This window comes from Cellulomonas sp. Root485, from assembly GCF_001426705.1.
In the GTDB taxonomy this organism is placed as follows: domain Bacteria; phylum Actinomycetota; class Actinomycetes; order Actinomycetales; family Cellulomonadaceae; genus Cellulomonas.
Map to the genome: position 1 here is coordinate 1,634,716 of NZ_LMFC01000001.1, position 25,301 is coordinate 1,660,016.

23 protein-coding genes are annotated in these 25,301 nt (G+C 70.4%); 8 read left to right on the forward strand and 15 right to left on the reverse strand.

Annotation, left to right across the window (positions count from 1 at the left end; genetic code table 11):
- The gene (locus tag ASD16_RS07455) at positions 1-1,164 is read right to left on the reverse strand and encodes an acyl-CoA dehydrogenase family protein (protein WP_055914860.1); all 1,164 of its coding nucleotides are present in this window, start codon (positions 1,162-1,164) and stop codon (positions 1-3) included.
- A gap of 38 nt (positions 1,165-1,202) precedes the next feature.
- On the opposite strand from ASD16_RS07455, the gene ASD16_RS07460 reads away from it, so the two are divergent.
- A complete protein-coding gene (locus ASD16_RS07460) occupies positions 1,203-1,487 on the forward strand; it encodes a YciI family protein (protein ID WP_055914863.1) in 285 nt (94 codons plus the stop codon).
- 2 nt (positions 1,488-1,489) lie between these two features.
- Here ASD16_RS07460 and ASD16_RS07465 read toward each other — a convergent pair whose 3' ends face one another.
- From ASD16_RS07465 to ASD16_RS07495, 7 genes are all read right to left on the reverse strand, one after another.
- Complete coding sequence (locus ASD16_RS07465; protein WP_055914866.1) at positions 1,490-2,497, reverse strand: TerC family protein; 1,008 nt, start codon at positions 2,495-2,497, stop codon at positions 1,490-1,492.
- Between the two features lie 10 nt (positions 2,498-2,507).
- Positions 2,508-3,515 (reverse strand): TerC family protein, encoded by a 1,008-nt coding sequence (locus tag ASD16_RS07470; protein ID WP_055914869.1) that lies wholly within the window; start codon positions 3,513-3,515, stop codon positions 2,508-2,510.
- A gap of 202 nt (positions 3,516-3,717) precedes the next feature.
- The gene (gene uvrB, locus ASD16_RS07475; RefSeq protein WP_055914872.1) at positions 3,718-5,823 is read right to left on the reverse strand and encodes an excinuclease ABC subunit UvrB; all 2,106 of its coding nucleotides are present in this window, start codon (positions 5,821-5,823) and stop codon (positions 3,718-3,720) included.
- A gap of 36 nt (positions 5,824-5,859) precedes the next feature.
- Positions 5,860-6,498 (reverse strand): pyroglutamyl-peptidase I, encoded by a 639-nt coding sequence (pcp, locus tag ASD16_RS07480; RefSeq protein WP_055914875.1) that lies wholly within the window; start codon positions 6,496-6,498, stop codon positions 5,860-5,862.
- Positions 6,495-7,124 carry a dephospho-CoA kinase gene (gene coaE / locus ASD16_RS07485; protein WP_055914877.1) on the reverse strand — a complete coding sequence of 210 codons (630 nt, stop codon included), beginning with the start codon at positions 7,122-7,124 and terminating at the stop codon, positions 6,495-6,497. Before coaE ends, pcp begins: the two co-directional genes overlap by 4 nt.
- A 98-nt stretch (positions 7,125-7,222) precedes the next feature.
- On the reverse strand, positions 7,223-8,728 hold the full coding sequence (gene rpsA, locus ASD16_RS07490) for a 30S ribosomal protein S1 (protein WP_055914880.1): 1,506 nt from the start codon (positions 8,726-8,728) through the stop codon (positions 7,223-7,225).
- 241 nt (positions 8,729-8,969) lie between these two features.
- Positions 8,970-9,995: a 6-phosphofructokinase gene (locus ASD16_RS07495; protein WP_055914883.1), complete on the reverse strand. Its 1,026-nt coding sequence runs from the start codon at positions 9,993-9,995 to the stop codon at positions 8,970-8,972.
- A 104-nt stretch (positions 9,996-10,099) separates the two neighbouring features.
- Here ASD16_RS07495 and ASD16_RS07500 point away from each other — a divergent pair, with 104 nt between their 5' ends.
- Entirely contained in the window at positions 10,100-10,918 is an 819-nt protein-coding gene (locus ASD16_RS07500) for a class I SAM-dependent methyltransferase (RefSeq protein WP_055914886.1), read from the forward strand.
- Between the two features lie 21 nt (positions 10,919-10,939).
- Here the strand turns inward: ASD16_RS07500 and ASD16_RS07505 are convergent, their stop codons facing one another.
- From ASD16_RS07505 to polA, 3 genes are all read right to left on the reverse strand, one after another.
- The gene (locus tag ASD16_RS07505; protein ID WP_055914888.1) at positions 10,940-12,598 is read right to left on the reverse strand and encodes a cation acetate symporter; all 1,659 of its coding nucleotides are present in this window, start codon (positions 12,596-12,598) and stop codon (positions 10,940-10,942) included.
- A complete protein-coding gene (locus ASD16_RS07510; protein WP_082570640.1) occupies positions 12,595-12,945 on the reverse strand; it encodes a DUF485 domain-containing protein in 351 nt (116 codons plus the stop codon). The genes ASD16_RS07505 and ASD16_RS07510 overlap by 4 nt, the downstream gene beginning before the upstream one ends.
- A gap of 142 nt (positions 12,946-13,087) precedes the next feature.
- A complete protein-coding gene (gene polA, locus ASD16_RS07515; RefSeq protein ID WP_082570641.1) occupies positions 13,088-15,847 on the reverse strand; it encodes a DNA polymerase I in 2,760 nt (919 codons plus the stop codon).
- Here polA and ASD16_RS07520 point away from each other — a divergent pair.
- Positions 15,846-16,250: a PaaI family thioesterase gene (locus tag ASD16_RS07520; RefSeq protein WP_055914894.1), complete on the forward strand. Its 405-nt coding sequence runs from the start codon at positions 15,846-15,848 to the stop codon at positions 16,248-16,250. The two genes, polA and ASD16_RS07520, sit on opposite strands and share 2 nt — an antisense overlap.
- Here the strand turns inward: ASD16_RS07520 and ASD16_RS07525 are convergent.
- Positions 16,166-16,888: a GNAT family N-acetyltransferase gene (locus ASD16_RS07525; RefSeq protein WP_235523148.1), complete on the reverse strand. Its 723-nt coding sequence runs from the start codon at positions 16,886-16,888 to the stop codon at positions 16,166-16,168. The genes ASD16_RS07520 and ASD16_RS07525 overlap by 85 nt on opposite strands.
- Before the next feature lie 334 nt (positions 16,889-17,222).
- Here ASD16_RS07525 and ASD16_RS07530 point away from each other — a divergent pair, with 334 nt between their 5' ends.
- Genes ASD16_RS07530 through ASD16_RS07545 form a run of 4 tightly spaced genes read left to right on the forward strand, consistent with a single transcriptional unit; the run spans position 17,223 to position 21,473 of the window.
- On the forward strand, positions 17,223-18,671 hold the full coding sequence (locus ASD16_RS07530; protein WP_055914897.1) for a branched-chain amino acid ABC transporter permease: 1,449 nt from the start codon (positions 17,223-17,225) through the stop codon (positions 18,669-18,671).
- A gap of 12 nt (positions 18,672-18,683) precedes the next feature.
- Positions 18,684-19,670 (forward strand): branched-chain amino acid ABC transporter permease, encoded by a 987-nt coding sequence (locus tag ASD16_RS07535; protein WP_055914900.1) that lies wholly within the window; start codon positions 18,684-18,686, stop codon positions 19,668-19,670.
- Positions 19,660-20,592, forward strand: coding sequence for an ABC transporter ATP-binding protein (locus tag ASD16_RS07540; RefSeq protein WP_055914903.1), 933 nt, complete (start codon positions 19,660-19,662; stop codon positions 20,590-20,592). Before ASD16_RS07535 ends, ASD16_RS07540 begins: the two co-directional genes overlap by 11 nt.
- The gene (locus tag ASD16_RS07545; RefSeq protein WP_082570642.1) at positions 20,589-21,473 is read left to right on the forward strand and encodes an ABC transporter ATP-binding protein; all 885 of its coding nucleotides are present in this window, start codon (positions 20,589-20,591) and stop codon (positions 21,471-21,473) included. Before ASD16_RS07540 ends, ASD16_RS07545 begins: the two co-directional genes overlap by 4 nt.
- Here ASD16_RS07545 and ASD16_RS07550 read toward each other — a convergent pair.
- Complete coding sequence (locus tag ASD16_RS07550; RefSeq protein WP_055914906.1) at positions 21,470-22,114, reverse strand: nucleotidyltransferase family protein; 645 nt, start codon at positions 22,112-22,114, stop codon at positions 21,470-21,472. The two genes, ASD16_RS07545 and ASD16_RS07550, sit on opposite strands and share 4 nt — an antisense overlap.
- Before the next feature lie 59 nt (positions 22,115-22,173).
- Here ASD16_RS07550 and ASD16_RS07555 point away from each other — a divergent pair, with 59 nt between their 5' ends.
- On the forward strand, positions 22,174-22,935 hold the full coding sequence (locus tag ASD16_RS07555) for an endonuclease/exonuclease/phosphatase family protein (RefSeq protein ID WP_055914909.1): 762 nt from the start codon (positions 22,174-22,176) through the stop codon (positions 22,933-22,935).
- 80 nt (positions 22,936-23,015) lie between these two features.
- On the opposite strand, the gene ASD16_RS07560 is transcribed toward ASD16_RS07555, so the two are convergent.
- The gene (locus ASD16_RS07560) at positions 23,016-24,281 is read right to left on the reverse strand and encodes an ABC transporter substrate-binding protein (protein WP_055914912.1); all 1,266 of its coding nucleotides are present in this window, start codon (positions 24,279-24,281) and stop codon (positions 23,016-23,018) included.
- A 238-nt stretch (positions 24,282-24,519) separates the two neighbouring features.
- A complete protein-coding gene (locus ASD16_RS07565; protein WP_369817932.1) occupies positions 24,520-25,212 on the reverse strand; it encodes an ANTAR domain-containing response regulator in 693 nt (230 codons plus the stop codon).
- Positions 25,213-25,301: the final 89 nt, after the last annotated feature.

Consider the following 25,301-nt stretch of genomic DNA (forward strand, 5'->3'; position numbering starts at 1 on the left):
TCAGGCCTCCGGTGGACCCAGCACGGACGTGGCGAGCGTGGCGTGCGCCGACTCGTCGTCGGACGGGTGGAACATCCCCGCGAGCACGTCCCGGTACAGCCGCCCGAGCTCGCTCCCCGAGAAGTACGACCCACCGCCGGACACCCGGATCGCGTTGTCGACCACGACCCGTGCCGACTCCGTCGCGCGAACCTTGAGCCCGACCAGCTGGGCGAACCAGCGTGCGCCGTGGTCGACCTGCTCGTCGACGTCCCGCGCGAGCGCGAACACCTGCAGCTCCGCGCCGTCCTGCGCCAGCACAGCGTCGGCGATCCGCCAGCGGATGTCAGGGTCCTGGGCATAGGAGCGGCCCTCTAACTTCATCGACGTCCGGCGCCGGGCAGCCTCGATCCCGAGCTCGATCGCCCGCCGACCGATGCCCGTGTAGACGGCGCCGAGGAGGATCTCGAAGACGGCGAAGAGGGCGAACACGAACGGGTCGGCGCTCGGCCCGGGCGGCAGCGACCGGTACACCCGGTCCGCCGGCGCGAGCGCACCGCCGAGCACGGTGGTCGCCGACTGCGTCGCACGCATCCCGAGGGTGTCCCAGTCGTCTCGCGTCTCGATGCCGCCGTCCGCGCGCGACACCACCCCGTGCACCAGGCGCGGGTCCTCCGGGTCGGCGTCGTCGAGGCCGAACGTGGCCAGCCGGGTCCACACGGGCGACAGCGAGGTGAAGATCTTCGTGCCGGAGTACCGGTAGGACCCGTCGGGCTGCCGCTCCGCACGCGTCCGCGAGCCGAACATCACCAGGTCGTTCCCGGGCTCGGAGTTGCCGAACGCGAAGATCTCCCCCGCCGCGGCGTCTCGCAGGACGAACTCGAAGGAGTCGTCACCCCGGCCCACCAGCAGCGCGGCGAGGCCGGTGACCACGAGGTGCATGTTCACCGCCAACGCGGTCGCCGGGGCCGCCGCCGCGAGCCGGACCTGCTCGCGCGCGACCTCCTCGAGGGTGAGCCCCGCACCGCCCAGCCGCTCCGGCACGAACGCCGTCAGGTACCCGACGCCGACCAGGTCGGCGAGGTCGTCGTGCGGGAACGTGTTCTCCCGGTCGTGCACCGGCGCGCGCTCGTGGATGCGGGCCAGGACGTCATCGGTCAGCAGCGTGCGCAGGATCCGAGCCATGTCAGCACTCTGCCACCGGCTCGGGCAGGATGACGCCCATGCCTACCTACGCCGTCCGCTACACCTACGACGAGCGCACCGACGTGCGTGACCACTTCCGCGCCGAGCACCGCTCGTACCTGGCCGCCCTGGCCGAGCACGGCACGCTGCTCGGGTCCGGCCCGTTCACCGACGGTGACCCCGGCGCTCTGCTGGTGTTCCGCGCGGCGTCGCCCGAGGTCGTCGGCGCGATCCTCGCCGACGACCCCTTCGTGCGCGAGGGCCTGGTCGCAGACCGGGACGTCCGCGCGTGGGACGTCGTGCTCGGGCCCTGGAGCGCCTGAGCTCAGTCCGACGGTTCGCCCGCCGAGACGGCCGCCCGCGCGTCGCGGCGCACCTTGATGACGCTCGCGATAGCGGTCGTGCCGAGGATCACGACGATCGCCCCCAGCGACACCCCGATGGGGATCTCCGGCGCCCACGGCACCGGCTCGCCGCCGTTGATGAACGGCACCTCGTTCTCGTGCAGCGCGTGCAGGACGAGCTTGACGCCGATGAAGCCGAGCAGCACAGCGAGCCCGATGTTCAGGTAGACCAGGCGCTTCAGCAGGTCGCCCAGCAGGAAGTACAGCTGGCGCAGCCCCATGAGGGCGAACAGGTTGGCCATGAGCACCAGGTACGGCTCGCTGGTGAGCCCGAAGATCGCGGGGATCGAGTCGAACGCGAACAGCAGGTCCGTGGCACCCAGGGCGACCAGGACCACGAACATCGGGGTGATCAGCCGGCGGCCGCCCTCGACGACCGTGAGCTTCACGCCGTGGTACTCCTGCGTGGCCGGGAGGAACCGCTGCACCAGCCGCAGGATCAGGGGCGGGTGGAACTCGTCGTCCTCCCCCGCCTCCCCCTCACGTCCGACCTTCCACGCCGTGTACACGAGGAACGCGCCGAACAGGTAGAACACCCAGCTGAACGCGTCGATGACGGCGGCACCCGCCCAGATGAACAGCCCGCGGAACACCAGGGCCAGGATGATCCCGATGAGCAGCGCCGTCTGCTGGTACGCCTTGGGCACGGCGAACTTGCCCATGATCAGCAGGAACACGAACAGGTTGTCCACCGACAGCGAGTACTCCGTCAGCCAGCCGGCGTAGAACTGACCGGCGTACTCGGCGCCGTTGGTCAGCCAGACGCCGATCCCGAAGAGCACCGCCAGACCGATGTAGAAGGCCAGGTAGCGCACGCACTCGGCGGTGGTCGGCACGTGCGGCCGGCGCGCCACGACGGCGACGTCGATGACGAGCAGCGCACCGGCCAGCCCGAGCGAGATGGCCCAGACAAGAGGGTCGATGTCCAACGGGTGTTCCTCAGTTCTCGGTGGTGGACGCGACGGTCGCGTCGTTGCGGGTCTTCAGCAGGCTCAGCACCGTCGCGACGACGAGCGTGCCGAGGATGACGGTGAGCGACAGCCAGATGGGGATCTCGGGCGCCCACTCGACGGGCTCGCCGTTGTTGATGAACGGCAGCTCGTTGACGTGCAGGGCGTGGAGCACCAGCTTGACGCCGATGAACCCGAGGATGATGGCGAGGCCCTGCGACAGGTAGATGAGCCGCTCCAGCAGCCCACCGATCAGGAAGTAGAGCTGGCGCAGGCCGAGCAGCGCGAACGCGTTCGCCGTGAAGACGATGTACGGCTCCTCCGTCAGGCCGTAGATCGCGGGGATGGAGTCGAGCGCGAACAGCACGTCGGTCGAGCCGATGGCGACCATCACGACGAGCATCGGCGTGAAGAACCGCTTGCCGTCGATCCGCACCGTCAGGCGGTCGTCGTGGTACTCCTCGACGGTCGGGACCAGCCGCTTGAACATGCGGACGGCGACGCCGTCCCGCTCCTCGCGAGGATCCGGGTGGTCGGCGTCGTGGTGCTCGCGAGCCAGCTTGACGGCGGTGTACACGAGGAACGCGCCGAAGATGTAGAACACCCAGGAGAACTGCTCGATGGCGGCCGCACCGGCCAGGATGAAGACCGTCCGCAGGACCAGTGCGATCACGACGCCGACCAGCAGGACCTTCTGCTGGTACTCCCGGGGCACCGCGAACTTCGTCATGATGATGAGGAAGACGAAGAGGTTGTCGACCGAGAGGCTCTTCTCGGTGATGTACCCGGCGAAGTACTCGGTGCCTGGTCCCCAGCCCCAGACCATCCCCATCACCACGCCGAACACGAGGGCGAGGGCGATGTAGAAGATGGACCAGCGCGCGGACTCCTTGAAGCTGGGAGCGTGCGGTGTCCGCACGTGCGCGAAGAAGTCGAAGAAGATCAGTCCGACGACGAAGACCGCCGTCGCTGCCCAGACCCAGCCGGACACGTCCATGCAGAAACCTCCGGTACGAGATGTGCTTCGATACCGAAGGTCTCCCCCGCCCGCGCGGTCAACCGCTGCGGACCGATCCCACCGGGACCCGCGCTAGCGGGTCCGTGATGACGACGGGATCGTGACTGGGGTACTCCCCTTCAACGCGGGCAAGCATAAGCCACGCATGTGTCCGGCTCGTGTCGTGTCCACCACACCCGGCTCACGCCGTGGCGGCCTGCATCTGCCGGAGCTCCTTCTTCATCCCCGAGATCTCGTCGCGCAGGCGCGCGGCCAGCTCGAACTGGAGCTCGCCGGCCGCCGCGTGCATCTGGTCCGACAGCTGCTGGATGAGGTCCGCGAGCTCGCCTGCAGCCGCACCCGTGAGCCGGGTCCGCTCGTCGCGCGGCGCACCCTTCGACCCGAACCCCGGCACCGGCGCCTTCCCGCGGCTGGTCTGCCGTCCGGCGCCACCCAGCAGCTCGGCGGTGTCGGCGTCCTCACGAGCCAGCAGGTCCGTGATGTCGCCGATCTTCTTGCGCAGCGGGGTCGGGTCGATGCCGTTCTCGAGGTTGTAGGCGACCTGCTTCGCGCGGCGTCGCGACGTCTCGTCGATGGCCTGCGCCATCCCGTCGGTGATCCGGTCCGCGTACATGTGCACCTGACCGGACACGTTGCGGGCAGCACGGCCGATCGTCTGGATGAGAGAGCGCCCGGAGCGCAGGAAGCCCTCCTTGTCGGCGTCGAGGATGGCGACCAACGACACCTCGGGCAGGTCGAGGCCCTCGCGCAGCAGGTTGATGCCGACCAGGACGTCGTACTCGCCCATCCGCAGCTCGCGCAGGAGCTCCACGCGCCGGAGGGTGTCCACCTCGGAGTGCAGGTAGCGGACGCGGACGCCCTTCTCGAGGAAGTAGTCCGTCAGGTCCTCGGCCATCTTCTTGGTGAGCGTGGTGACGAGCACGCGCTCGTCCTTCTCCACGCGGTCGTGGATCTCCCCGAGCAGGTCGTCGATCTGGCCCGTCGTCGGCTTGACGACGACCTCGGGGTCCACCAGGCCCGTCGGACGGATGATCTGCTCGACCACCCCGTCCGAGATCGACAGCTCGTAGTTGCCGGGCGTGGCCGACAGGTACACCGTCTGACCGATCCGCTCGACGAACTCCTCCCACCGCAGCGGACGGTTGTCGGTCGCGCTCGGCAGGCGGAAGCCGTGGTCCACGAGCGCCCGCTTGCGCGACATGTCGCCCTCGAACATCGCACCGATCTGCGGGACCGTCACGTGCGACTCGTCGATGACGAGCAGGAAGTCCTCGGGGAAGTAGTCGATGAGCGTGTTCGGCGCGGAACCGGGGCTGCGCCCGTCGATGTGCCGCGAGTAGTTCTCGATGCCGGAGCACGAGCCGATCTGGCGCATCATCTCGATGTCGTACGTGGTCCGCATGCGCAGCCGCTGGGCCTCGAGCAGCTTGTTCTGCCGCTCCAGCTCCGCCAGCCGGTCCTCCAGCTCCAGCTCGATCCCCATGATCGCCCGCTCCATGCGCTCCGGCCCGGCGACGTAGTGGGTGGCGGGGAAGATGTGCATCTGCTGCTCGGAGTGGACGACGTCACCGGTCAGCGGGTGCAGGGTGGCGATCGCCTCGATCTCGTCGCCGAAGAACTCGATCCGGATGGCCAGCTCCTCGTACACCGGGATGATCTCGACGGTGTCCCCGCGCACGCGGAACGTGCCGCGCGTGAACGCCATGTCGTTGCGGGTGTACTGCATCGTGACGAACTTGCGCAGCAGCTGGTCCCGGTCGACCTGGTCGCCCACCGAGAGCGTCACCATCCGGTCGACGTACTCCTGCGGCGTGCCGAGGCCGTAGATGCAGCTGACCGAGGCGACGACGATGACGTCGCGACGGGTGAGCAGCGAGCTGGTGGCCGAGTGCCGCAACCGCTCGACCTCGTCGTTGATCGAGGAGTCCTTCTCGATGTAGGTGTCCGTCTGCGCGATGTACGCCTCGGGCTGGTAGTAGTCGTAGTACGAGACGAAGTACTCCACCGCGTTGTTCGGCAGCAGCTCCCGGAACTCCGTGGCCAGCTGCGCCGCGAGCGTCTTGTTGGGCGCCATGACGAGCGTCGGCCGCTGCACCTGCTCGATGAGCCAGGCCGTCGTCGCGGACTTGCCGGTACCGGTGGCGCCGAGCAGGACGACGTCCTTCTCCCCCGCCTGGATCCGCGCCGTCAGCTCCTTGATCGCCTTCGGCTGGTCACCCGAGGGCGTGTACTCCGAGATCACCTCGAAGGGCGCGACGGTCCGCTGGAGGTCGGTGACAGGACGCATGCCACAACCGTACGTGGCACCACTGACAGCTGCGGCTCAGGCGAGGGTGCCCGCGGACTCCCGCACGTCCGTGGTCGTCGAGAGAGCGGCACGCAGGAGTGCCAGCAGCGCCGTCGCCGCATCCTCGACGTCCATCGCCGGTGCACCCGGGTCGACCTGGGCCGGTGTCCGCGGGACGTGCACGAACCCGCTGCGCACCCCCGGGCGCGCGGCGAGCAGGTGCTGCAGCGCGTAGAACGTCGCGTTGCACACGTACAGGCCGGCGGTGTTCGAGACCTCGACCGGCACGCCCACCTCGCGCACCGCCGCGGCGCACGCCTTGACCGGGAGCGTGGAGAAGAACGCCGCCGGCGCGCCTGCGATCACCGGGACGTCGACCGGTGCCGAGCCGTCGATGTCAGGGATCCGCGCGTCGATCACGTTCACGGCCACGCGCTCGACGCCGACCGCCGCGCGGCCGCCCGCCTCACCGACGCACACGACCAGGTCCGGCTCGGTCTCGGCGATCGCGACCCGCAGGTGCTGGCGGGCGCCCCGGAAGGACACCGGCAGCTCGCGCACCACCAGCTCGTCGGGACCGGTCCACCGTGAGGCAAGCGACTCCACGGCGAGCGACGACGCGTTGACTGCCTGACCGTCGAACGGACCGAAGCCCGTCACCAGGATCCGGGTCACGGGGTCTCGGCCGCGAGCTCGTCTGCCCTCTCGACCGCCAGGCGGTCCCAGAGGTCGTCCACCTGGGCGCGAAGGTCGTCGTCGCTGCCCGCACCGTCGAGCACGACGTCCGCGACCGCGAGCCGCTCGTCGTCGCTCGCCTGCGCGGACACGCGCGCCTCCGCCTCGGCACGGTCCATGCCGCGCAGCCGCACCAGCCGCTCGACGCGCAGCACCGCAGGGGTGTGCACGACGACGAGCACGTGGAACGCGTCGGCCTGGCCGGTCTCGACGAGCAGCGGGATGTCGTGCACGACCACGGCGCCGTGGTCGGTGGTCGCGGAAGCCGCCTCCCGCTCGGCGGAGAGCCGCCGCACGATCGGGTGCACGATGCCGTCGAGACGGGCGCGGGCGGCGTCGTCGGCGAACACGATCGAGGCGAGCGCCGCCCGGTCCAGGGACCCGTCGCCGGCGAGCACCCCGCGGCCGAACTCGTCGACGACCGCGTCCAGTCCCGCCGAGCCGGGCGCGACCGCCTCCCGCGCCAGGACGTCGGAGTCGATCACCACCGCCCCGTGCTCCGCCAGTCGCCGTGCCGCGACGGACTTGCCGGCCGCGATCCCGCCTGTCAGACCGATGCGTTGCATCCGCCCATCCTGCCCTGCTCGGCGCTGCGGTGCAGAGGCCGGGAACGCCGAAGGCCGGCCACCACGAGGGTGACCGGCCTTCGAGCGTCAGGCGTGGATCAGTTGCCCGTGAGCTTCTCGCGCAGAGCGGCGAGCGCCTCGTCGGACGCGAGCGTGCCCGCGGCCTCCTCGGTCGACGACGAGTACGACGACGGCACGGGGCCGGCCGACGAGCTCGACGACGAGGACGTGGCGGTCGCACCCTCGGCGGCGCCGCTGGCGGCCTCCGCGTCGGCCTTCGCGGCGTCGGCGACCTGCTTGCGGTGCGCCTCCCAGCGCTCGTGGGCCTGCGCGTACTGCGCCTCCCACACCTCGCGCTGCGCCTCGAAGCCCTCGAGCCACTCGTTCGTGGCCGGGTCGAAGCCCTCGGGGTACTTGTAGTTGCCGGCCTCGTCGTACTCCGCCGCCATGCCGTACAGCGCGGGGTCGAAGTCCTCGCTGGCCGGGTCGAAGCCCTCGTTCGCCTGCTTCAGCGACAGCGAGATGCGGCGACGCTCCAGGTCGATGTCGATGACCTTGACGAAGACGTCGTCGCCGACCTGGACGACCTGCTCCGGGATCTCGACGTGGCGCACGGCCAGCTCCGAGATGTGGACCAGGCCCTCGATGCCGTCCTCGACGCGCACGAACGCACCGAACGGAACCAGCTTGGTGACCTTGCCCGGGACGACCTGGCCGATGGCGTGCGTGCGGGCGAATGCCTGCCACGGGTCCTCCTGCGTCGCCTTCAGCGACAGGGAGACACGCTCGCGGTCGAAGTCGACGTCGAGAACCTCGACGGTGACCTCCTGGCCGACCTCGACGACCTCGGACGGGTGGTCGATGTGCTTCCAGGACAGCTCGGAGACGTGCACGAGCCCGTCCACGCCACCCAGGTCCACGAACGCACCGAAGTTGACGATCGAGGACACGACACCGGGGCGGACCTGGCCCTTCTGCAGCGTCTGCAGGAAGGTGGAGCGCACCTCGGACTGCGTCTGCTCGAGCCAGGCACGGCGCGACAGGACCACGTTGTTGCGGTTCTTGTCGAGCTCGATGATCTTGGCCTCGATCTCCTTGCCGACGTACGGCTGGAGGTCGCGGACGCGACGCATCTCCACCAGCGACGCGGGCAGGAAGCCGCGCAGACCGATGTCGAGGATGAGGCCGCCCTTGACGACCTCGATGACGGTGCCGGTGACGACGCCGTCCTCCTCCTTGATCTTCTCGATCGTGCCCCAGGCGCGCTCGTACTGTGCGCGCTTCTTGGACAGGATCAGCCGGCCTTCCTTGTCCTCCTTCTGGAGGACGAGGGCCTCGACTGCGTCGCCGACCTTGACAACCTCACCGGGGTCCACGTCGTGCTTGATGGACAGCTCACGGGAGGGGATGACGCCCTCGGTCTTGTAACCGATGTCGAGCAGGACCTCGTCGCGGTCGACCTTGACGATGGTGCCCTCGACGATGTCGCCATCGTTGAAGTACTTGATGGTGGCGTCGATCGCGGCGAGGAAGTCCTCGGCCGAGCCGATGTCGTTGATCGCGACCTGCGGGGTGGCGGGCTTCGCGGGGGTGGTGATGCTCATGTAGGGATGGGCTCCGATGCGGACAGGGAAGTTGTGAGGACTGAACGTGTGTGCCGGCGGCACGGTGATGTACGTAGGACAGACGAGATGGTGAGCGCGATCTGGTGGGACGCCCTCGACCCTCCGGAGAGAGCCCCCGCACGAGCAGTACGAGTGAGGACACGCCGACGCAACAAGGCGCGCGGCACCGCCGTCCACCCTATCGGGGTGACGATGGGCAGGTCAAAGCCGGTCCGCCCGGTCAGGCCAGGGCCCGCGCCACCGAGAGCAGCTCGTCAGGCACGTACTTGACCTTGCCGGCCACCTCGCTGAGCGGCACCATCTCCACGCGTTCGCCGCGCAGCGCCGTCATGACGTTCGACTGCCCGCCGCTCGCGGCGTCGATCGCGGCCACCCCGAACCGCGAGCCGAGGATCCGGTCGACGTGCGTCGGGATGCCGCCGCGCTGCACGTGGCCGAGCACGACCACCCGCGTGTCGAAGCCCGTGCGCTTCTCGACCTCGGCCTTGAGCCGCTCGCCGATGGCCCCGGCGACGATGTCCCCGAACTTCCCGACGGGCGTCTCGTAGTGCATCGACGTCCCCTCGGCCGGGATCGCGCCCTCCGCGACGACGATGATCGAGAAGCTGGCGTGCGCGCGGTGCCGGTGCTTGAGGAAGCGCTCGATCTTGTCGATGTCGAACGGTGCCTCGGGGACGAGCACGAGCTCCGCTCCCCCGGCGATGCCGGACGTCGCGGCGATCCAGCCCGCGTGCCGGCCCATGACCTCGACGATCATCACGCGGTTGTGGCTCTCCGCGGTGGTGTGGATGCGGTCGATGGCCTCGGTCGCGATGGCCACCGCGGTGTCGAACCCGATCGACTGGTCGGTGCCCCAGACGTCGTTGTCGATCGTCTTGGGGATGGCCACGATCCGGACGCCGGCCTCGGCGACCTTGCTGGCTGCGTGCAGCGTGCCGTCGCCGCCGATGCAGATGAGGGCCTCGATCCGCTCGGACTCCAGCGTCGACAGGACCGCGTCGAGCCCACCGTCGTCGGCGTGCGGGTGGTAGCGCGCGGTGCCGAGGAGCGTGCCGCCGACCGAGAGCTGGTTGCGGATGTGCTGGCGCGTCAGCGGGAGGCTGAACCCGTCGACCACCCCGCGCCACCCGTTGCGGAAGCCGATGATCGTGTGCCCGTACTCGCCCTCGCCACGCTTGACGACGGCGCGGATCGCGGCGTTCAGACCGGGGACGTCCCCGCCGCCCGTGAGCAGACCGACTCGCACGCTGGCACTCCTTGATCGCGATGACATGGATCGGAGCGCGTCGTCGGGCTGCCGGAGGCCCAGCGTATCGGCGCGTACGAGCCGTGGGAGGGGACACTGGTCCCGTGTCTGACGATCCGCTGGCCGAGGCCGGCTACCTCGACGTACCGCCGGCGGCCGGCGGAGCGGCGAGCCGCTCGTGGTGGGACGCCAACGCGGAGGAATACCTCGACGAGCACGGGACGTTCCTCGGGCCGGCGGACTTCTGCTGGTGCCCCGAGGGGCTGCGGGAGAAGGACTCCCGGCTGCTCGGCGACCTGTCGGGTCGACGCGTGCTCGAGGTGGGCGCCGGGGCTGCGCAGTGCGCACGGTGGCTCGTCGGCGAGGGCGTCGACGTCGTCGCGACCGACGTGTCGGGCGGGATGCTCGAGGCGGGCGCCCGCTACGACGCCGCCACAGGACGCGTGACGCCCTTGGTCCAGGCGGACGCCCGCGCGCTGCCGTTCGCCGACGACGCGTTCGACGTCGCCTTCACGGCGTTCGGGGCGCTGCCGTTCGTCCCGGACGCCGACCGGGTGCACGCCGAGGTGGCGCGGGTCCTGCGCCCGGGCGGCCGGTGGGTGTTCGCGGTGACCCACCCCGTGCGCTGGGCGTTCCCCGACGACCCCGGCGAAGGTGGTCTGACCGCGACGCGCTCGTACTTCGACCGGACGCCGTACGCCGAGCTCGGTGAGTCGGGCGGCGTCCTGTACGCCGAGTACCACCGGACCCTCGGAGACCACGTCGGCGAGCTGGTCGCGGCCGGGTTCGTCCTGGACCGGCTCGTCGAGCCCGAGTGGCCCGTGGGGCACGACCGGACCTGGGGCGGGTGGGGACCCGTGCGGGGGGCTCGGCTGCCGGGGACGGCGATCTTCGTGACGCATCTCGGGCGGCCGTCCGCGTAGACGGCCGCCCGAGGTGTGCCGTCAGTGCACGGACGCCTTCTCGGACCCGGCGCCCGTGAGGGACCGGACCTCCATCTCCGCGTACTTCTCGGGGCTGCTCTTGTCCTTGCTCAGGTACGTCCCGAGGATCCCCAGGAGGAACGCGAGGGGGATCGAGATCAACCCCGGGTTCTCCAGCGGGATCAGGTGGAAGTCGATGTCGGTGTTCTTGATCATCGACAGGCTGGCGCCCGTGACCGGGTCCACCTTGCCCGACACCACCGGCGAGAACGCGATGAGGACCAGGCAGGAGATCAGCCCGCCGTAGATGCTCCACAGCGCACCGGAGGTGTTGAACCGCTTCCAGAACAGCGAGTAGAGGATCGTCGGCAGGTTGGCGCTCGCCGCGACCGCGAAGGCCAGCGCCACGAGGAACGCCACGTTCTGGCCGTTGGCGAAGATGCCGCCGATGATGGCCAGGATCCCGATGACGACCACCGTGATCCGCGCGACCCGCACCTCGCCGTCGGGCTTGACCTCGCCGTGCTTGATCACCGAGGCGTAGATGTCGTGCGCGAACGACGCCGCCGCCGTGATCGTCAGCCCCGCGACCACCGCGAGGATCGTCGCGAACGCGACCGCCGAGATGAGGCCCAGCAGGATCGTGCCGCCCAGCTCGTACGCCAGCAGCGGGGCCGCCGAGTTCACGCCGCCGGGTGCCGCCTTGATGGCCTCCGGCCCGACGAGCGCAGCGGCGCCGTAGCCGAGCACGAGCGTGAACAGGTAGAAGATGCCGATCAGCCAGATCGCCCAGACGACCGAACGACGGGCCTCCTTGGCCGTCGGCACCGTGTAGAAGCGCATGAGGACGTGCGGCAGGCCGGCGGTGCCGAGGACGAGCGCCAGGGCGAGCGACAGGAAGTTCAGCTGGCTCATCGTGCTGACGCCGTACTGCTTGCCCGGCTCGATGACCGCCTCGCCGCCCTCGCCCGCCATGTCGATGGCGCCCTGCAGGAGGTCGGAGAAGTTGAAGCCGAACTGGGCGAGGACCCACAGCGTCATGACGGCCGCTCCGGCGATGAGGAGCACCGCCTTGATGATCTGCACCCACGTGGTGCCCTTCATGCCGCCCACCAGGACGTACAGGATCATCAGCGCACCCACGACGGCGATGACGAGCCCCTGGGCCGCGGTGCCGTCGACGCCGAGCAGGAGGGCCACCAGGCCACCGGCGCCGGCCATCTGGGCGAGCAGGTAGAAGAAGACGACCGTCAGGGTCGCCAGCGCCGCGGCCATGCGCACGGGACGCTGCCTGAGCCGGAACGACAGCACGTCGGCCATGGTGAAGCGGCCGGTGTTGCGCAGCAGCTCCGCCACGAGGAGGAGGGCGACCAGCCACGCGACCAGGAAGCCGATGGAGTACAGGAAGCCGTCGTACCCGTTGATCGCGATCGCGCCGCAGATGCCGAGGAACGAGGCCGCCGACAGGTAGTCGCCGGCGATCGCGGTGCCGTTCTGGGGGCCGGTGAACGAGCGCCCGGCCGCGTAGTAGTCCGCAGCCGTCTTGTTGTTCCGCGACGCACGGAACACGATCACGAGCGTGATGGCGACGAAGCCGCCGAAGATGGCGATGTTGACCCAGGGGTTGCCGATGTCCTCGGACTCGGCAGCCTTCAGCAGAGTGGTCAGCGAGGCGCTCATACGGCCTCACCGTCCAGCGGGTCGCCGTTCTCGATGTGCAGACGGAGACGCTCGGCCACCGGGTCCTGCCGGTTGTTCGCCCAGCGCGCGTAGATCATCGTGATCGCGAAGGTGCTCACGAACTGGCCCAGCCCGAGCAGCAGCCCGACGTTGATGTTGCCCCACACCTTGGTGGACATGAAGTCGTGGGCGTAGTCGGCGAGCAGCACGTACAGGAAGTACCAGGACAGGAAGAAGGCCGTCATGGGGAAGACGAAGCGACGGAACCGGCGCTTGAGCGCCTGGAACTCCTCGCTGTTCTGCACTCGTTGGTAGTCGGTCTCGCGTTCTCCGAAGGTGTCGGTCATCAGCGCCTCCCGGGTGGGGATGTCAGCGGCTCCGTCGCCACTGTGTGCCCGACACTGTGGCGTAGATCACCCCGCAGCGCACCCGATACTTCCGACCAACTCGTCGATACCCACGCAATTCCTGCGATCGGGCGACAAACCGTCAGTGCCCGGCGTCGTGCCAGGAGCTCCCCGCGCCGACCGTGACGTCCAGCGGCACGTCGAGCGGGCCGTCCGTGGCCGCATCCCCCGCAGCACCCATCTGCTCGCGGACGAGCGCCTCCAGCTCGGCCCGCTCCCCCGCAGCCACCTCCAGCACGAGCTCGTCGTGCACCTGGAGCAGCACGCGTGAGCCCAGGCCACGGCGGGTCAGCTCGCGGTCGACCCCGAGCATCGCCACCTTGATCAGGTCCGCGGCGCTGCCCTGGATCGGGGCGTTCAGGGCCATGCGCTCGGCCATCTCGCGGCGCTGGCGGTTGTCGCTGGTGAGGTCGGGCAGATACCTGCGGCGCCCCAGGATCGTGGCGGTGTAGCCGGTCTGCCGCGCGACGTCGACGACGCCCGTGAGGTAGTCGCGCACGCCGCCGAACCGCGAGAAGTAGTCCTGCATGAGCACGGCTGCCTCGGACACCTCGATCGAGAGCTGCTGCGAGAGGCCGAACGGCGACAGCCCGTAGGCCAGGCCGTAGCTCATCGCCTTGATCTTGGACCGCATGGCCGGGGTGACCTCGTCCGTCGGCACGGAGAACACGCGCGAGCCGACGTAGCTGTGCAGGTCCTCGCCCGAGCGGAACGCCTCGATCAGGCCCTCGTCGCCCGACAGGTGCGCCATGATCCGCATCTCGATCTGCGAGTAGTCCGCGGTCAGCAGCGTCTCGTAGCCGTCGCCGACCACGAACGCGCGCCGGATCTGCCGGCCGGCCTCGGTGCGGATCGGGATGTTCTGCAGGTTCGGGTCCGCGGACGACAGCCGGCCGGTCGCCGCGATCGTCTGCTGGAACGTGGTGTGGATGCGTCCGTCGGGGGCGACGGACCGCAGCAGACCCTCGACGGTCTGGCGCAGGCGGATGGCGTCGCGGTGCGCGAGCAGGTGCTCGAGGAACGGGTGCTGGGTGCGCGCGAAGAGGTCCGTGAGCGCGGCCGCGTCCGTGGTGTAGCCCGTCTTGATCTTCTTGGTCTTCGGCATGCCGAGCTGGTCGAACAGCACCTCCTGGAGCTGCTTCGGAGAGCCGAGGTTGACCTCGCGACCGATCACCGCGTACGCCTCGGCGGCCGCGTTCTGCACCTGCCCGTCGAAGGACTTCTCCAGGCCCGACAGGTAACCCGAGTCGATCGCGATGCCGGTGCGCTCCATGCGCGCCAGCACGTCCACCAGCGGCAGCTCGAGGTTCTCCAGCAGACCCGTGGCGCCGCGGTCGGAGAGCTCTCCGCTCAGCACGTCGGCGAGGTCGCGGACCGCTGCCGCGCGGACGGCGGCGCGTCGGCCCTCGTCGGTGCCGTCGAGCTCGAGGTCCAGCGCACCCTGACCGCTGGTCGACACCTCGTCGGCGCCGAGCTCGCGGTGCAGGTAGCCGATGGCGAGGTCGGTCAGGTCGTACGCCCGCCGGTCCGGCTGGCACAGGTACGCCGCGAGCTCGGTGTCGAGCACGACGCCCGCGATCGGCAGACCCCGGCCGGCCAGCGCGTGCCAGGCCTCCTTCGCCGCGTGCACGATCTTCGGCGCTGCGGGGTCCGCGAGCCACGCCGCCAGCGCCGCCTCGTCGGCGGGCTGGATCTCCTGCAGGTCGAACGACGCCGCCTGCCCGTCGGGGTCCGCCAGCGCGATCCCCCACGCGTCACCGCTGGAGGGCGACCCGGACCCGCGGACGTCGACACCCAGCGGGAGTCCGGCCCGGGCACCGAGCCACTCGGCGAGCTCGCCGGCGCCGAGGACCGTGTGGTCGATCTGGGCCGCGGCGACCGTCCCCGGTCCCTCACCCTTCTCGTCGGGGAGCATCGCGAACAGGCGGTCCCGGATGGCGCGGAACTCCAGCTCCTCGAGGATCGCGTGCAGCGCGGGCCGGTCCCACGGCCGCGCCGCGAGGTCCTCGGGGCCCAGCGGCAGCTCGAGGTCCGTCAGCAGCGCGTTGAGCTGGCGGTTGAGGCGCACCTGGTCGAGGTTGTCCCGCAGCGACTCCCCCGCCTTGCCCGGCACCTGGTCCGCGGCGTCGAGGACCCCCTGGAGCCCGTCGTACTGCCCGATCCACTTGGCGGCGGTCTTCGGTCCCACCCCGGGGATGCCCGGCAGGTTGTCGCTGGACTCGCCGACGAGCGCGGCGAGGTCCGGGTAGCGGTGCGGCGGGACGCCGTACTTCGCCTCCACGGCGGCCGGGGTCATGCGCGCGAGCTCGGAGACGCCCTTGACGGGGTACAGCACCGTGACGTCGTCGTTCACCAGCTGGAGCGCATCGCGGTCACCGGTGCAGATGAGGACCTGCATGCCCTGCGCCCGCGCCTGGACGGACAGGGTGGCCAGGATGTCGTCGGCCTCGAACTGCGGCTTGCTCAGCGACGGGATGTGCATGGTCTCCAGGACCCGCTCGATCACCGCCACCTGTCCCTTGAACGGAGCCGGCGTGGCGTCACGGTTGCCCTTGTACGCCTCGTAGACCTCCGTGCGGAACGTGGTCCGGCCCGCGTCGAAGGCGACGGCGACGTGCGTCGGCTCCTCGTCGCGGAGCAGGTTCGCGATCATCGAGAAGAACCCGAAGACCGCGTTGGTGGGCTCACCGGCCGACGTCGCGAACTTGTCCACCGGGAGCGCGAAGAACGCCCGGTAGGCCATCGAGTGACCGTCGATCAGGAGGAGTCGGGCAGGCGTTCCGGGAGTGGCCGGCGGAACCGCTGGCAGTGCGTCGCTCACGGGTGCCAACCTATCTGCCATGTCCGACACCACCCCACCGGTCCACGAGTACACAGGCACCCTCATCGAGCGCATGGGCATCGAGGTGCTCGAGGCCTCCGCGCAGCGCGTCGTCGGCACCATGCCCGTGGCGGGCAACACCCAGCCCTACGGCCTGCTGCACGGCGGCGCGTCCGCGGTGCTGGCCGAGACGCTGGGCTCGATCGCGGCGATGGCGCACGCGGGCGAGGGCCGGGCCGCCGTCGGGATCGAGCTCAACGCGACGCACCACCGCTCGGCACGCTCCGGCCTCGTCACCGGGACCGCGACAGCGCTGCACCTCGGTGGGCGCCTGGCGACCTACCAGGTGGTGGTGGAGGACGAGGAGGGCCGCCCGCTCTGCACGGCGCGGCTGACCTGCATGGTGATCGACGCGCGACCCTGATCCGCGCCCGACGCCCGTGCGGGCGTCGACGGCTCCTCGACGAGGGGCTGACGTGCGGCGCGGGCCTGCCGACGACGCGCGATGAGGTCCTCGAGACCACGCGGCCCCGAACGACGGACCGACCCCGGGGCACCGGCGTGGCCGGCCTCGTGCGTGAGCTTGCGCTGCAGGGCCGACGTCGTCACCACGCGGTGAGAGGCCGCGGGCGCGAACCCCAGCCGGGCCAGGAAGCGCTGCATGCCCCGGGCGCCGGGCAGGGGCGAGGAGTACATCTCCGTCGCACCGGCCTCGTCGGCCACGGTCGTCGCACCGACCAGCAGCGCGTGCCCGAGACCGCGTCGACGTGCCGCCGGAAGGACGTAGATGGCCTCGATGTCGAGGCTGACCAGGTCGGTGAACGGACCCGGTCCGACCACCCGTGCCAGCAGCAGACCAGCCGGCTCGTCGTCGAGGAGCGCGACCAGCACCCGTCCGCCGCGCACCGCCAGGAGCGCTCCCAGCTGGTCGCGCAGCCGGTCGGCGTCGTCGGTGCACAGCTGCGCTCCGACGGCGGCCTCCCGCCGCGCGGCGAGACAGAGCGCGACGAGGCTCTCCATGTCGCCCGGCAGGGCTTCGCGGACCTGCACTCCGAGTCGCACGGCAGCTGTACCTCCAGACGGGACGAGGGGGATCCGGTCAGGATGACACCACCTCGTCGTTCGAGGATGGCGCCGTCCTCGATCATGGACCAGCCTGGTCCAGGGTGCTAGTCCTGGGCGATCGCTCATCCGAATGACGGGCACGTAACCTGGACGAACGACCAGAATAGTCCGACACGCGGTGTCTCTCCGGCCGGAGGGCCTCGCGTTCACGAAATGAACGCGACACAATCCCTGCCTATCGTCCTGCCACCCGGCAGACGTCGGACGTGTGCGGCAACGACGCCGCTGCGTACGACACCGCCACACCCGAACAGACGGACGGAGGTCCCAGGTGCGATCAGCCGTCCTGGACCCCGGCGGCACCACCACGCCGCCACTTGCCCGACGCATCGCCGCCCTGCTCCTGCTCGCCCTCACGTCGGTGACCCTGCTGCTCGTCGCCACACCGGCGCGCGCGCAGGGACCCGTGGCATCCGCGACGGCGGCGTGCGTCGCGGACGCGGCGACGGGGTGCATCGTCGGAACCCTGCGCACGGAGGCCGGAGAACCCGTCGTGGGCGCCGTCCTGAACGTCGTCGGCCCGCAGGGAGAGCTCACCGCCACGAGCGACGCGACCGGCCGCTGGTCGGTCGCCGTCACCGAGCCGGGCGAGTACGAGGTCACGCTCGACGTCGCGACGATCCCCGCGGGCGAGGCCCTGCGCGACCCCGCCAACAACCCCCGCACCGTCGCTGTGGGGCTGGGCGCGTCGGCTGCTGCGCTGTTCCCGCTCGGCGCTCCCGCCGCAGGCGGCGGAGGCGGCGACACGGGCGACGAGCCCAGCGACTCGCCGACGACCGGCACCGACGGCGGCGCGGCCGCGGTTCCCACGACACCCGGGTCGACCGGGTCCGGCGTGACCGCCGCTCGCGTGGCCCAGCTCACCGTCAACGGCCTGGTGTTCGGCACGCTCCTCGCCCTGGCGAGCGTCGGGCTCTCCCTGATCTACGGCACGACCGGGCTGAGCAACTTCGCGCACGGTGAGCAGGTGTCCCTCGGCGGCATCCTCGCGTACGTCGGCACGCAGCTCGTCGGGCTGCCGCTGATCCCGTCGGCCATCATCGCGGTCGCGCTCGGCGCGGCGACCGGGTGGTTGCAGGACGCGGGCCTGTGGAAGCCGCTGCGGCGACGCGGGGTCGGGATGATCCAGCAGATGATCGTGACGATCGGCCTGTCGATGGCCATCTCGTACGTGTTCCAGTTCTTCTTCGGAGCCGGTCCGCTGCGCATCGTCACGGACACCCCGACCTCGGTGTCCATCGGCCCGGTCCGGATCACCACGACGACGCTGTGGTCGCTGGCGATCGCGGCCATCGTGCTCGGCGGGGTCGCCTACTTCCTGCTCGGCACGCGGGCGGGACGCGCGACCCGCGCGGTCGCCGACAACCCCGCACTGGCCGCGGCGTCGGGCATCTCGGTGAACGGCATGATCCGGATCGTCTGGACGCTCGGGGCCGGCCTGGCCGCGCTCGGCGGTGTCCTCATCGGCCTCTACTTCGGCGCCACGTCCTGGTACTCGGGCGGCGCGCTCCTGCTGCTGATGTTCGCTGCGGTGACGCTCGGTGGCCTCGGGGCCGCGTTCGGGGCGCTCGCCGGCTCGATCGTCATCGGCCTCGTGGTCGAGCTGTCGAGCCTCTGGATCCCGACGGACATGCGGTACGCGTCCGCGCTCGTGATCCTCATCCTCGTCCTGCTGGTACGACCGCAGGGCATCCTCGGCCGAGCGACGCGCGTCGGATAACGGAGACCACTCATGGACTGGACACGCATCCTCACCAACGTCGCGGGCGAGTTCTTCGCCCCGACGACCGCCGCCTACGCGCTCGCCGCGGTCGGGCTCAACATCCACTTCGGGCTCACCGGGCTGCTCAACATGGGCCAGGCCGGCTTCATGCTGCTCGGCGCCTACGGCTTCGCCATCGCGACCATCGCCGGCTGGCCGCTGTGGGCCGCAGTGCTCATCGCCATCGCGGCGGCGACCATCTTCGCGCTCATCCTCGGCATCCCCACCCTGAAGCTGCGCGGGGACTACCTGGCGATCGTCACGATCGCCGCCGCGGAGATCGTCCGGCTCGTGGGCCGGTCGACCGCCCTGACGGAGCTCACCGGCGCCTCGAGCGGTCTGCGCGGCAACCAGTACAAGGACACCTTCCAGGACGCGTCGCCGTTCGACGACGGGACGTGGGCGCTCGGGCCGTTCGAGTACGCCGTGAACGCGTCGAACAGCTGGTGGATCAGGATCGTCGGCTGGGTCGTGGTCGGTCTCGCATGCTGGCTCGTCTGGCTCCTCATCCGCAGCCCCTGGGGCCGTGTGCTCAAGGGCATCCGCGAGGACGAGGACGCCGTGCGCTCGCTCGGCAAGAACGTCTACAGCTACAAGATGCAGGCGCTCGTGCTCGGCGGCGTCATCGGCTCCCTGGCCGGCATCCTCTACGTGCTGCCACGAGCCGTCCAACCCGACTCCATGGGCCGATCCATGACGTTCTTCATCTGGACGATCCTGCTGCTCGGCGGGGCGGCGACCGTGTTCGGCCCGGTGCTCGGCTCGATCATCTTCTGGGCGGTCCTCGCCCTGGTGAAGCTCACCCTGCGCGACGTCGTCCCCACCACGTTCCTGCGCAGCGAGCAGATCGAGCAGTTCGGTTGGATCATCGTGGGAGTCGCCCTGATGCTGCTGATCATCTTCCGACCACAAGGCATCCTCGGCGACAAGAAGGAGCTGGCGATCAATGCCCACTGAGCCCTCGCCCGCCGCCACCGACGCCCGCGCGGCCGTCGCCGCCGCCCTCCGGGACGTCCCGCACGTCCCCGGCGCGCCCAAGCCCGACCCGGTGCTCATCGCCGACGACGTCCGCCGGATGTTCGGTGGCGTCAACGCCGTCGACGTCGACCACGTCGAGGTGCAACGCGGTGCCATCACGGCCCTCATCGGGCCCAACGGCGCCGGCAAGACGACGTTCTTCAACCTGCTGACCGGGTTCGACAAGCCCAACAGCGGGAAGTGGACCTTCGACGGCCGGTCGCTCGGCGGTGTCGCTGCCGCCCGGGTGGCGCGCGCCGGGATGGTCCGCACGTTCCAGCTCACCAAGGCGCTCAACCGCATGACCGTGATGGAGAACATGCGGCTCGGCGCCACGGCACAGCCCGGCGAGAACCTGTTCGCCGCTCTCGTGCCCGCGGTGTGGCGCCCGCGGGAGAAGGCGATCACCGAGCAGGCCGAGGAGCTCCTCGCGCGCTTCAAGCTCGACACCAAGCGCGACGACTTCGCGGGCAGCCTGTCCGGTGGTCAGCGCAAGCTGCTCGAGATGGCCCGCGCGCTCATGGCCAAGCCGCAGATGATCATGCTCGACGAGCCGATGGCCGGGGTGAACCCCGCGCTGACCCAGTCGCTCCTCGGGCACATCCAGGCCCTGCGCGACGACGGCATGACCGTGCTGTTCGTCGAGCACGACATGCACATGGTCCGGCACATCTCGGACTGGGTGGTCGTCATGACGGAGGGTCGGATCGTGGCCGAGGGGCCGCCCGACTCGGTGATGAACAACCCCGCGGTGATCGACGCGTACCTCGGTGCGCACCACGACACCGACCTCGGCGACGACGCCCTGCTGGACGACGCCGTGCTCGAGCAGCTGCGCACCGAGGACGAGGAGGCACGATGAGCGACGAGGCGATGGACGCGGTCACCCGCGACGACCACGGCACTCCCCCGGGGACGACCTCGGTGGCTCTCGGCGACCGGGCGGGCCTGCACCGCGGCGCCCCGACCGGCGAGCCCCTGCTCGCCGCGACCGACCTGGTGGCCGGCTACCTACCCGGGGTGAACATCCTCAACGGCTGCGACCTCGTCCTGCACCCCGGTGAGCTCATCGGGATCATCGGGCCCAACGGCGCCGGCAAGTCGACGCTGCTCAAGGCCCTCTTCGGTCTGGTCAACGTCCGTTCCGGCTCGGTGACGCTGGGCGGCGAGGACATCACCAACCTGCGTGCGGACCACCTGGTGCAGCGCGGCGTGGGCTTCGTCCCGCAGAACAACAACGTGTTCCCCTCGCTGACCATCGAGGAGAACCTGCAGATGGGCGCGTTCCAGGCGCCGAGGAAGTTCGCCGAGCGGTTCGCGTTCGTCGCGGAACTGTTCCCGACGCTCGGGGAACGCCGACGCCAGCGCGCAGGCTCGCTGTCCGGTGGTGAGCGGCAGATGGTCGCGATGGCCCGGGCGCTCATGATGGAGCCGTCCGTGCTGCTGCTCGACGAGCCCTCGGCGGGACTGTCGCCGGTGAAGCAGGACGAGACCTTCCTGCGGACGCGCAAGATCAACAAGGCCGGCGTGTCCGTCGTGATCGTGGAGCAGAACGCGCGCCGCGCCCTGCAGATCTGCGACCGCGGCTACGTGCTCGACCAGGGCCGCAACGCCTACTCGGGCCCGGGCAGGCAGCTCATGCACGACCCCAAGGTGATCGAGCTCTACCTGGGCACGCTCGCCACGGACGTCGAGGCGGCCGCGACCCACGCGCCGCTGATCCCGCCCGCCGAGAAGTCCTAGCCTGCGTCGGACCCGGTCGGTGCTGCGGCCCGACCGGGTTCGACGTCCACGTCGGCCGCGCGCTGGACGTCGGTGATGCCCAGCTCGTCCGCCAGGTACAGGAACGCCTTGGCGTACGGGTGGTCCCGAACGTCGTGACGGATGACGTCCCAGTCGATCTGCTCCCGCAGCGCGCGCACGATCGCCAGGAGACGACCGAAGTCGCAGGCGTGCTCCCCCAGCACCCGCATCTTGGCCGAGACGATGTCTGTCGCGGCCAGCACCGGCATGCGCACCGCGAGCACCTCGAGCTGGTCGGCCCGAGCGAGGAGCTCCTCGGTGACGGGCTCGCCGACCATCCGGAACAGCACGTCGACCAGCTGCCCGTGGTGGAACGCCTTGAACAGCCAGTTCTCGGCAGGCTGCTCGACCACCAGACCCGCCGCCGCGATGGCCTCCTTGGCCCGCTGGACGTCCTTCTCGGTGACGGCGAAGTCCGCGTCGTGGCTCGGCTCCGGAGCGCCTCGCGCCCACGAGGCGTAGCCGCCGACGAGCGCGAACGGGATCTCCGCGTTCGTCAGGGCCACGGCCGTGAGCCGAAGGCCGTCCTGGAGCGCGGTGCGGTCGTCGGGGGGATCGGCGAGGGCGCCCTGCTGCGTCATGGGTCCAGTGTCTACACGTCGACGGGCGGGCTCGCAGGTCGGCAGCCACAATCGACGGGATGCGCCTCGCCACCTTCAACATCCTGCACGCGCGCTCGCTCACCGACGGGCACGTGGACCTCGACCGGTTCGCCGGCGCCGTCCGCGACCTCGACGCCGACGTGCTCGCGCTGCAGGAGGTGGACCGCGACCAGCCGCGGTCGCACGGCGCCGACCTGACCGTCCTGGCCGCCGAGGCGATGGGCGCCCCGGAGCACCGGTTCGCGGCCGTGCTGCACGGTGAACCCGGGCTCTGGACCGCCGCGACGGGGGACCACCAGCCCGCGACGGCCTCCTACGGGATCGCTCTGCTGAGCCGTCATCCCGTCCGCGAGTGGCGGCTGCTGAACCTCCCGGTGCTGCCTCGCCGGGCCCCGGTGCTGTGGCCGGGCAGCCGCTGGCCCGCGCTGGTCAGCGACGAGCCCCGCGCAGCCCTCGCCGCGGTCATCCAGGGACCGCAGGGCGACCTGACGGTGGTCGCCACGCACCTGACGTTCATCCCGGGCTGGAGCACCCGCCAGCTGCGCACGCTGGTCGGGCACGTCGCGACGCTCCCCCGACCGCTCGTCCTCATGGGCGACCTCAACATCGGCGGCGACCGCCCGGCCCGCGTGTCCGGGATGCGCGCGCTCGCGACGGCCGCAACGTTCCCCGTGGCGCACCCGCTGCGGCAGCTGGACCACATCCTCGCGGACGGCCGCGTGGAGCCTCTGGGGGCCGCTCGCGCCGTCGACACGGGCCTGTCCGACCATCGGGCGCTCGTCGTCGACATCTCGTACTGAGAGGGCCTCAGAAGGCCGGACACGCCGGAGGCCGGCGCGGATCGCTCCGCACCGGCCCCCGGTCCATCGTTGCGACGGGGTCAGCCGACCTCGCCGAACTCCGACTTCGCGAACGTGTACTTGTTGTCAGCGCCGAAGACGTAGACACCGATGTACGCGGACGACGGGTCGTTGTCCGCGTTGAACGGACCCGCACCCGACTGCGCCTCGTAGTCGATGTCGTCGCCTGCGTCGAGCAGCTCGAGGCAGTCGGCGTACGTCGAGCACTTCTCGCCGCCGTCGGCACCGGAGACCGCAGCCATGTTGGCCTGGATGGTCTCGCCGTCCGTCGCGCCACCCTTCACGGCCGCGAGGGCCGCGAGGATCGTCGCGTCGTAGGACTCCGCCGCGTAGGAGAAGTCCGTCAGCCCGTCGTTCACCTCGAGGAGGCGGGCCTGGAACTCGTCGCTCGGGAAGGCGCCGGGCAGCGTGCCCTGCGCACCCTCGAGGAGGCCGGCCTGGAACTCCTCACCGAACTGCGTGAGGTTGCCGTCGACGAAGTAGACCTTCGACATGTCGTAGCCCTGCGCGGCGAGCTCCGAGACGATCAGCGGCGTCTGCGTGGTGAACGCGATGATCGCGATCGCGTCCGGGTTGGTCGCGAGCGCACCGCTGACGATCGTGTTGAAGTTCGTCTCGTTCGGGTCGAACTCCTGGCCCTCCGTGCCGTACGCGAGGGTCGCTCCCTGGTCGGTGACGACCTCCTCGACGACGTTGCGCAGCGAGGTGCCGTAGTCGTCGTTGAAGACGATGACGCCGGGGTTCACCGCGCCGTCACCCAGGATGAGGTTGGCGAGCGCCGAGCCCTGGACCGTGTCCGGCGGGGCCGTCCGGAAGTAGAAGTCGCTGTAGCCCGAGAGGTCGGTGGCCGTGTTGGCCGGGGAGATCTGGACGATCTTCGCGCCCGTGATGTCGTCGATCACGTTGCGGGTCACCGAGGACGATGCCGCACCGACGATGACCGAGACGTCCTGGCTGATGAGGTCCTGCACCGACTGGGTGGCGACCTCGGCGTGCTCGGCGTCGGAGGAGTCCGTGTGGACGACCTCGATGTCGGAGCCCAGGACGCCGCCCGCCTCGTTGATGTCCTTGACGGCCAGGTCGACGCCGGCGATCTCGGGCGGGCCGAGCTGAGCGAGCGAACCGGTCTGCGGGAGCAGGGTGCCGACGATCAGCGGGCTGCCCGAGTCGGCGCTGGCGCCGTCTGTCGCGTCGTCGCCGCTGTCGCCGGAGCTGCAGGCGGCGAGGACCAGCGCGGCTGCGCCGGCCAGGGCCGCGGCCCGAACTGCGTGTGTCGAACGAATCATGCGTGGTACCCCTCTGTGAAGTACTGCGATCCGCGGAGCCCGGTAGGGATCCTGCAGGTGTGGCGCGAAAGTACTCATTGTTTGTGTCCGCGATGTGAATCGACATGTCTCAGCGAGGGTTGTTGCCGAGTTGTGACCAACCAGTAACAACCGAACTGGACGCGCGACCGACAAAACCGGGGGGTCCGGGCACGACGAAGGCCGGCCCCACGTGCTCGGGCCGGCCCGTCATGGGGCGTCAGGACGACGCGCCGCCCACCTGCTCGATCACCGCGTCGGCCACCTCGCGCATGGTCAGCCGGCGGTCCATCGACGTCTTCTGGATCCACCGGAACGACTCCGGCTCCGTCAGACCCATCTTGGTCATCAGCAGCCCCTTGGCCCGGTCCACCCGCTTGCGCGTCTCGAACCGCTCCGCCAGGTCCGCGACCTCCGACTCCAGCGCAGAGATCTGCGCGTACCGGGAGATCGCGATCTCCACGGCGGGCAGCAGGTCCGCCGGGCTGAACGGCTTGATCACGTACGCCATCGCGCCGGCGTCCCGCGCGCGCTCGACGAGCTCCTTCTGGGAGAACGCCGTCAGCAGCACCACCGGAGCCAGGTGCAGCTTGCCGATGCGCTCCGCCGCGGAGATGCCGTCGAGGACGGGCATCTTCACGTCCATGACCACGACGTCGGGCTTCAGGTCCGTGACCAGCTGCACGGCCTGCTCCCCGTCGCCGGCCTCGCCGACCACGTCGAAGCCCGCGTCACGCAGCGTCTCGACGACGTCCATGCGGATCAGCGCCTCGTCCTCGGCGACGACGGCACGGCGTGCCGGGCGGCCCGGTGCGGGGGTCTCCGGCTCGCCCGTCGGAGCGGGAGTGCTCAGGTCCAGGGCGTCGGGGGCCGCCTCGGTGGGTTCGGGGTTCGCGTCGGTGCTCACGTGCACAGAGTAGTGGGCGGTGCTGCTCGCTTCGCAGTGGTTGCCCCTGTGAGGCAGCCCACGCGGTGCCCTCCTCGGCAGCCAGACGTAGCCTC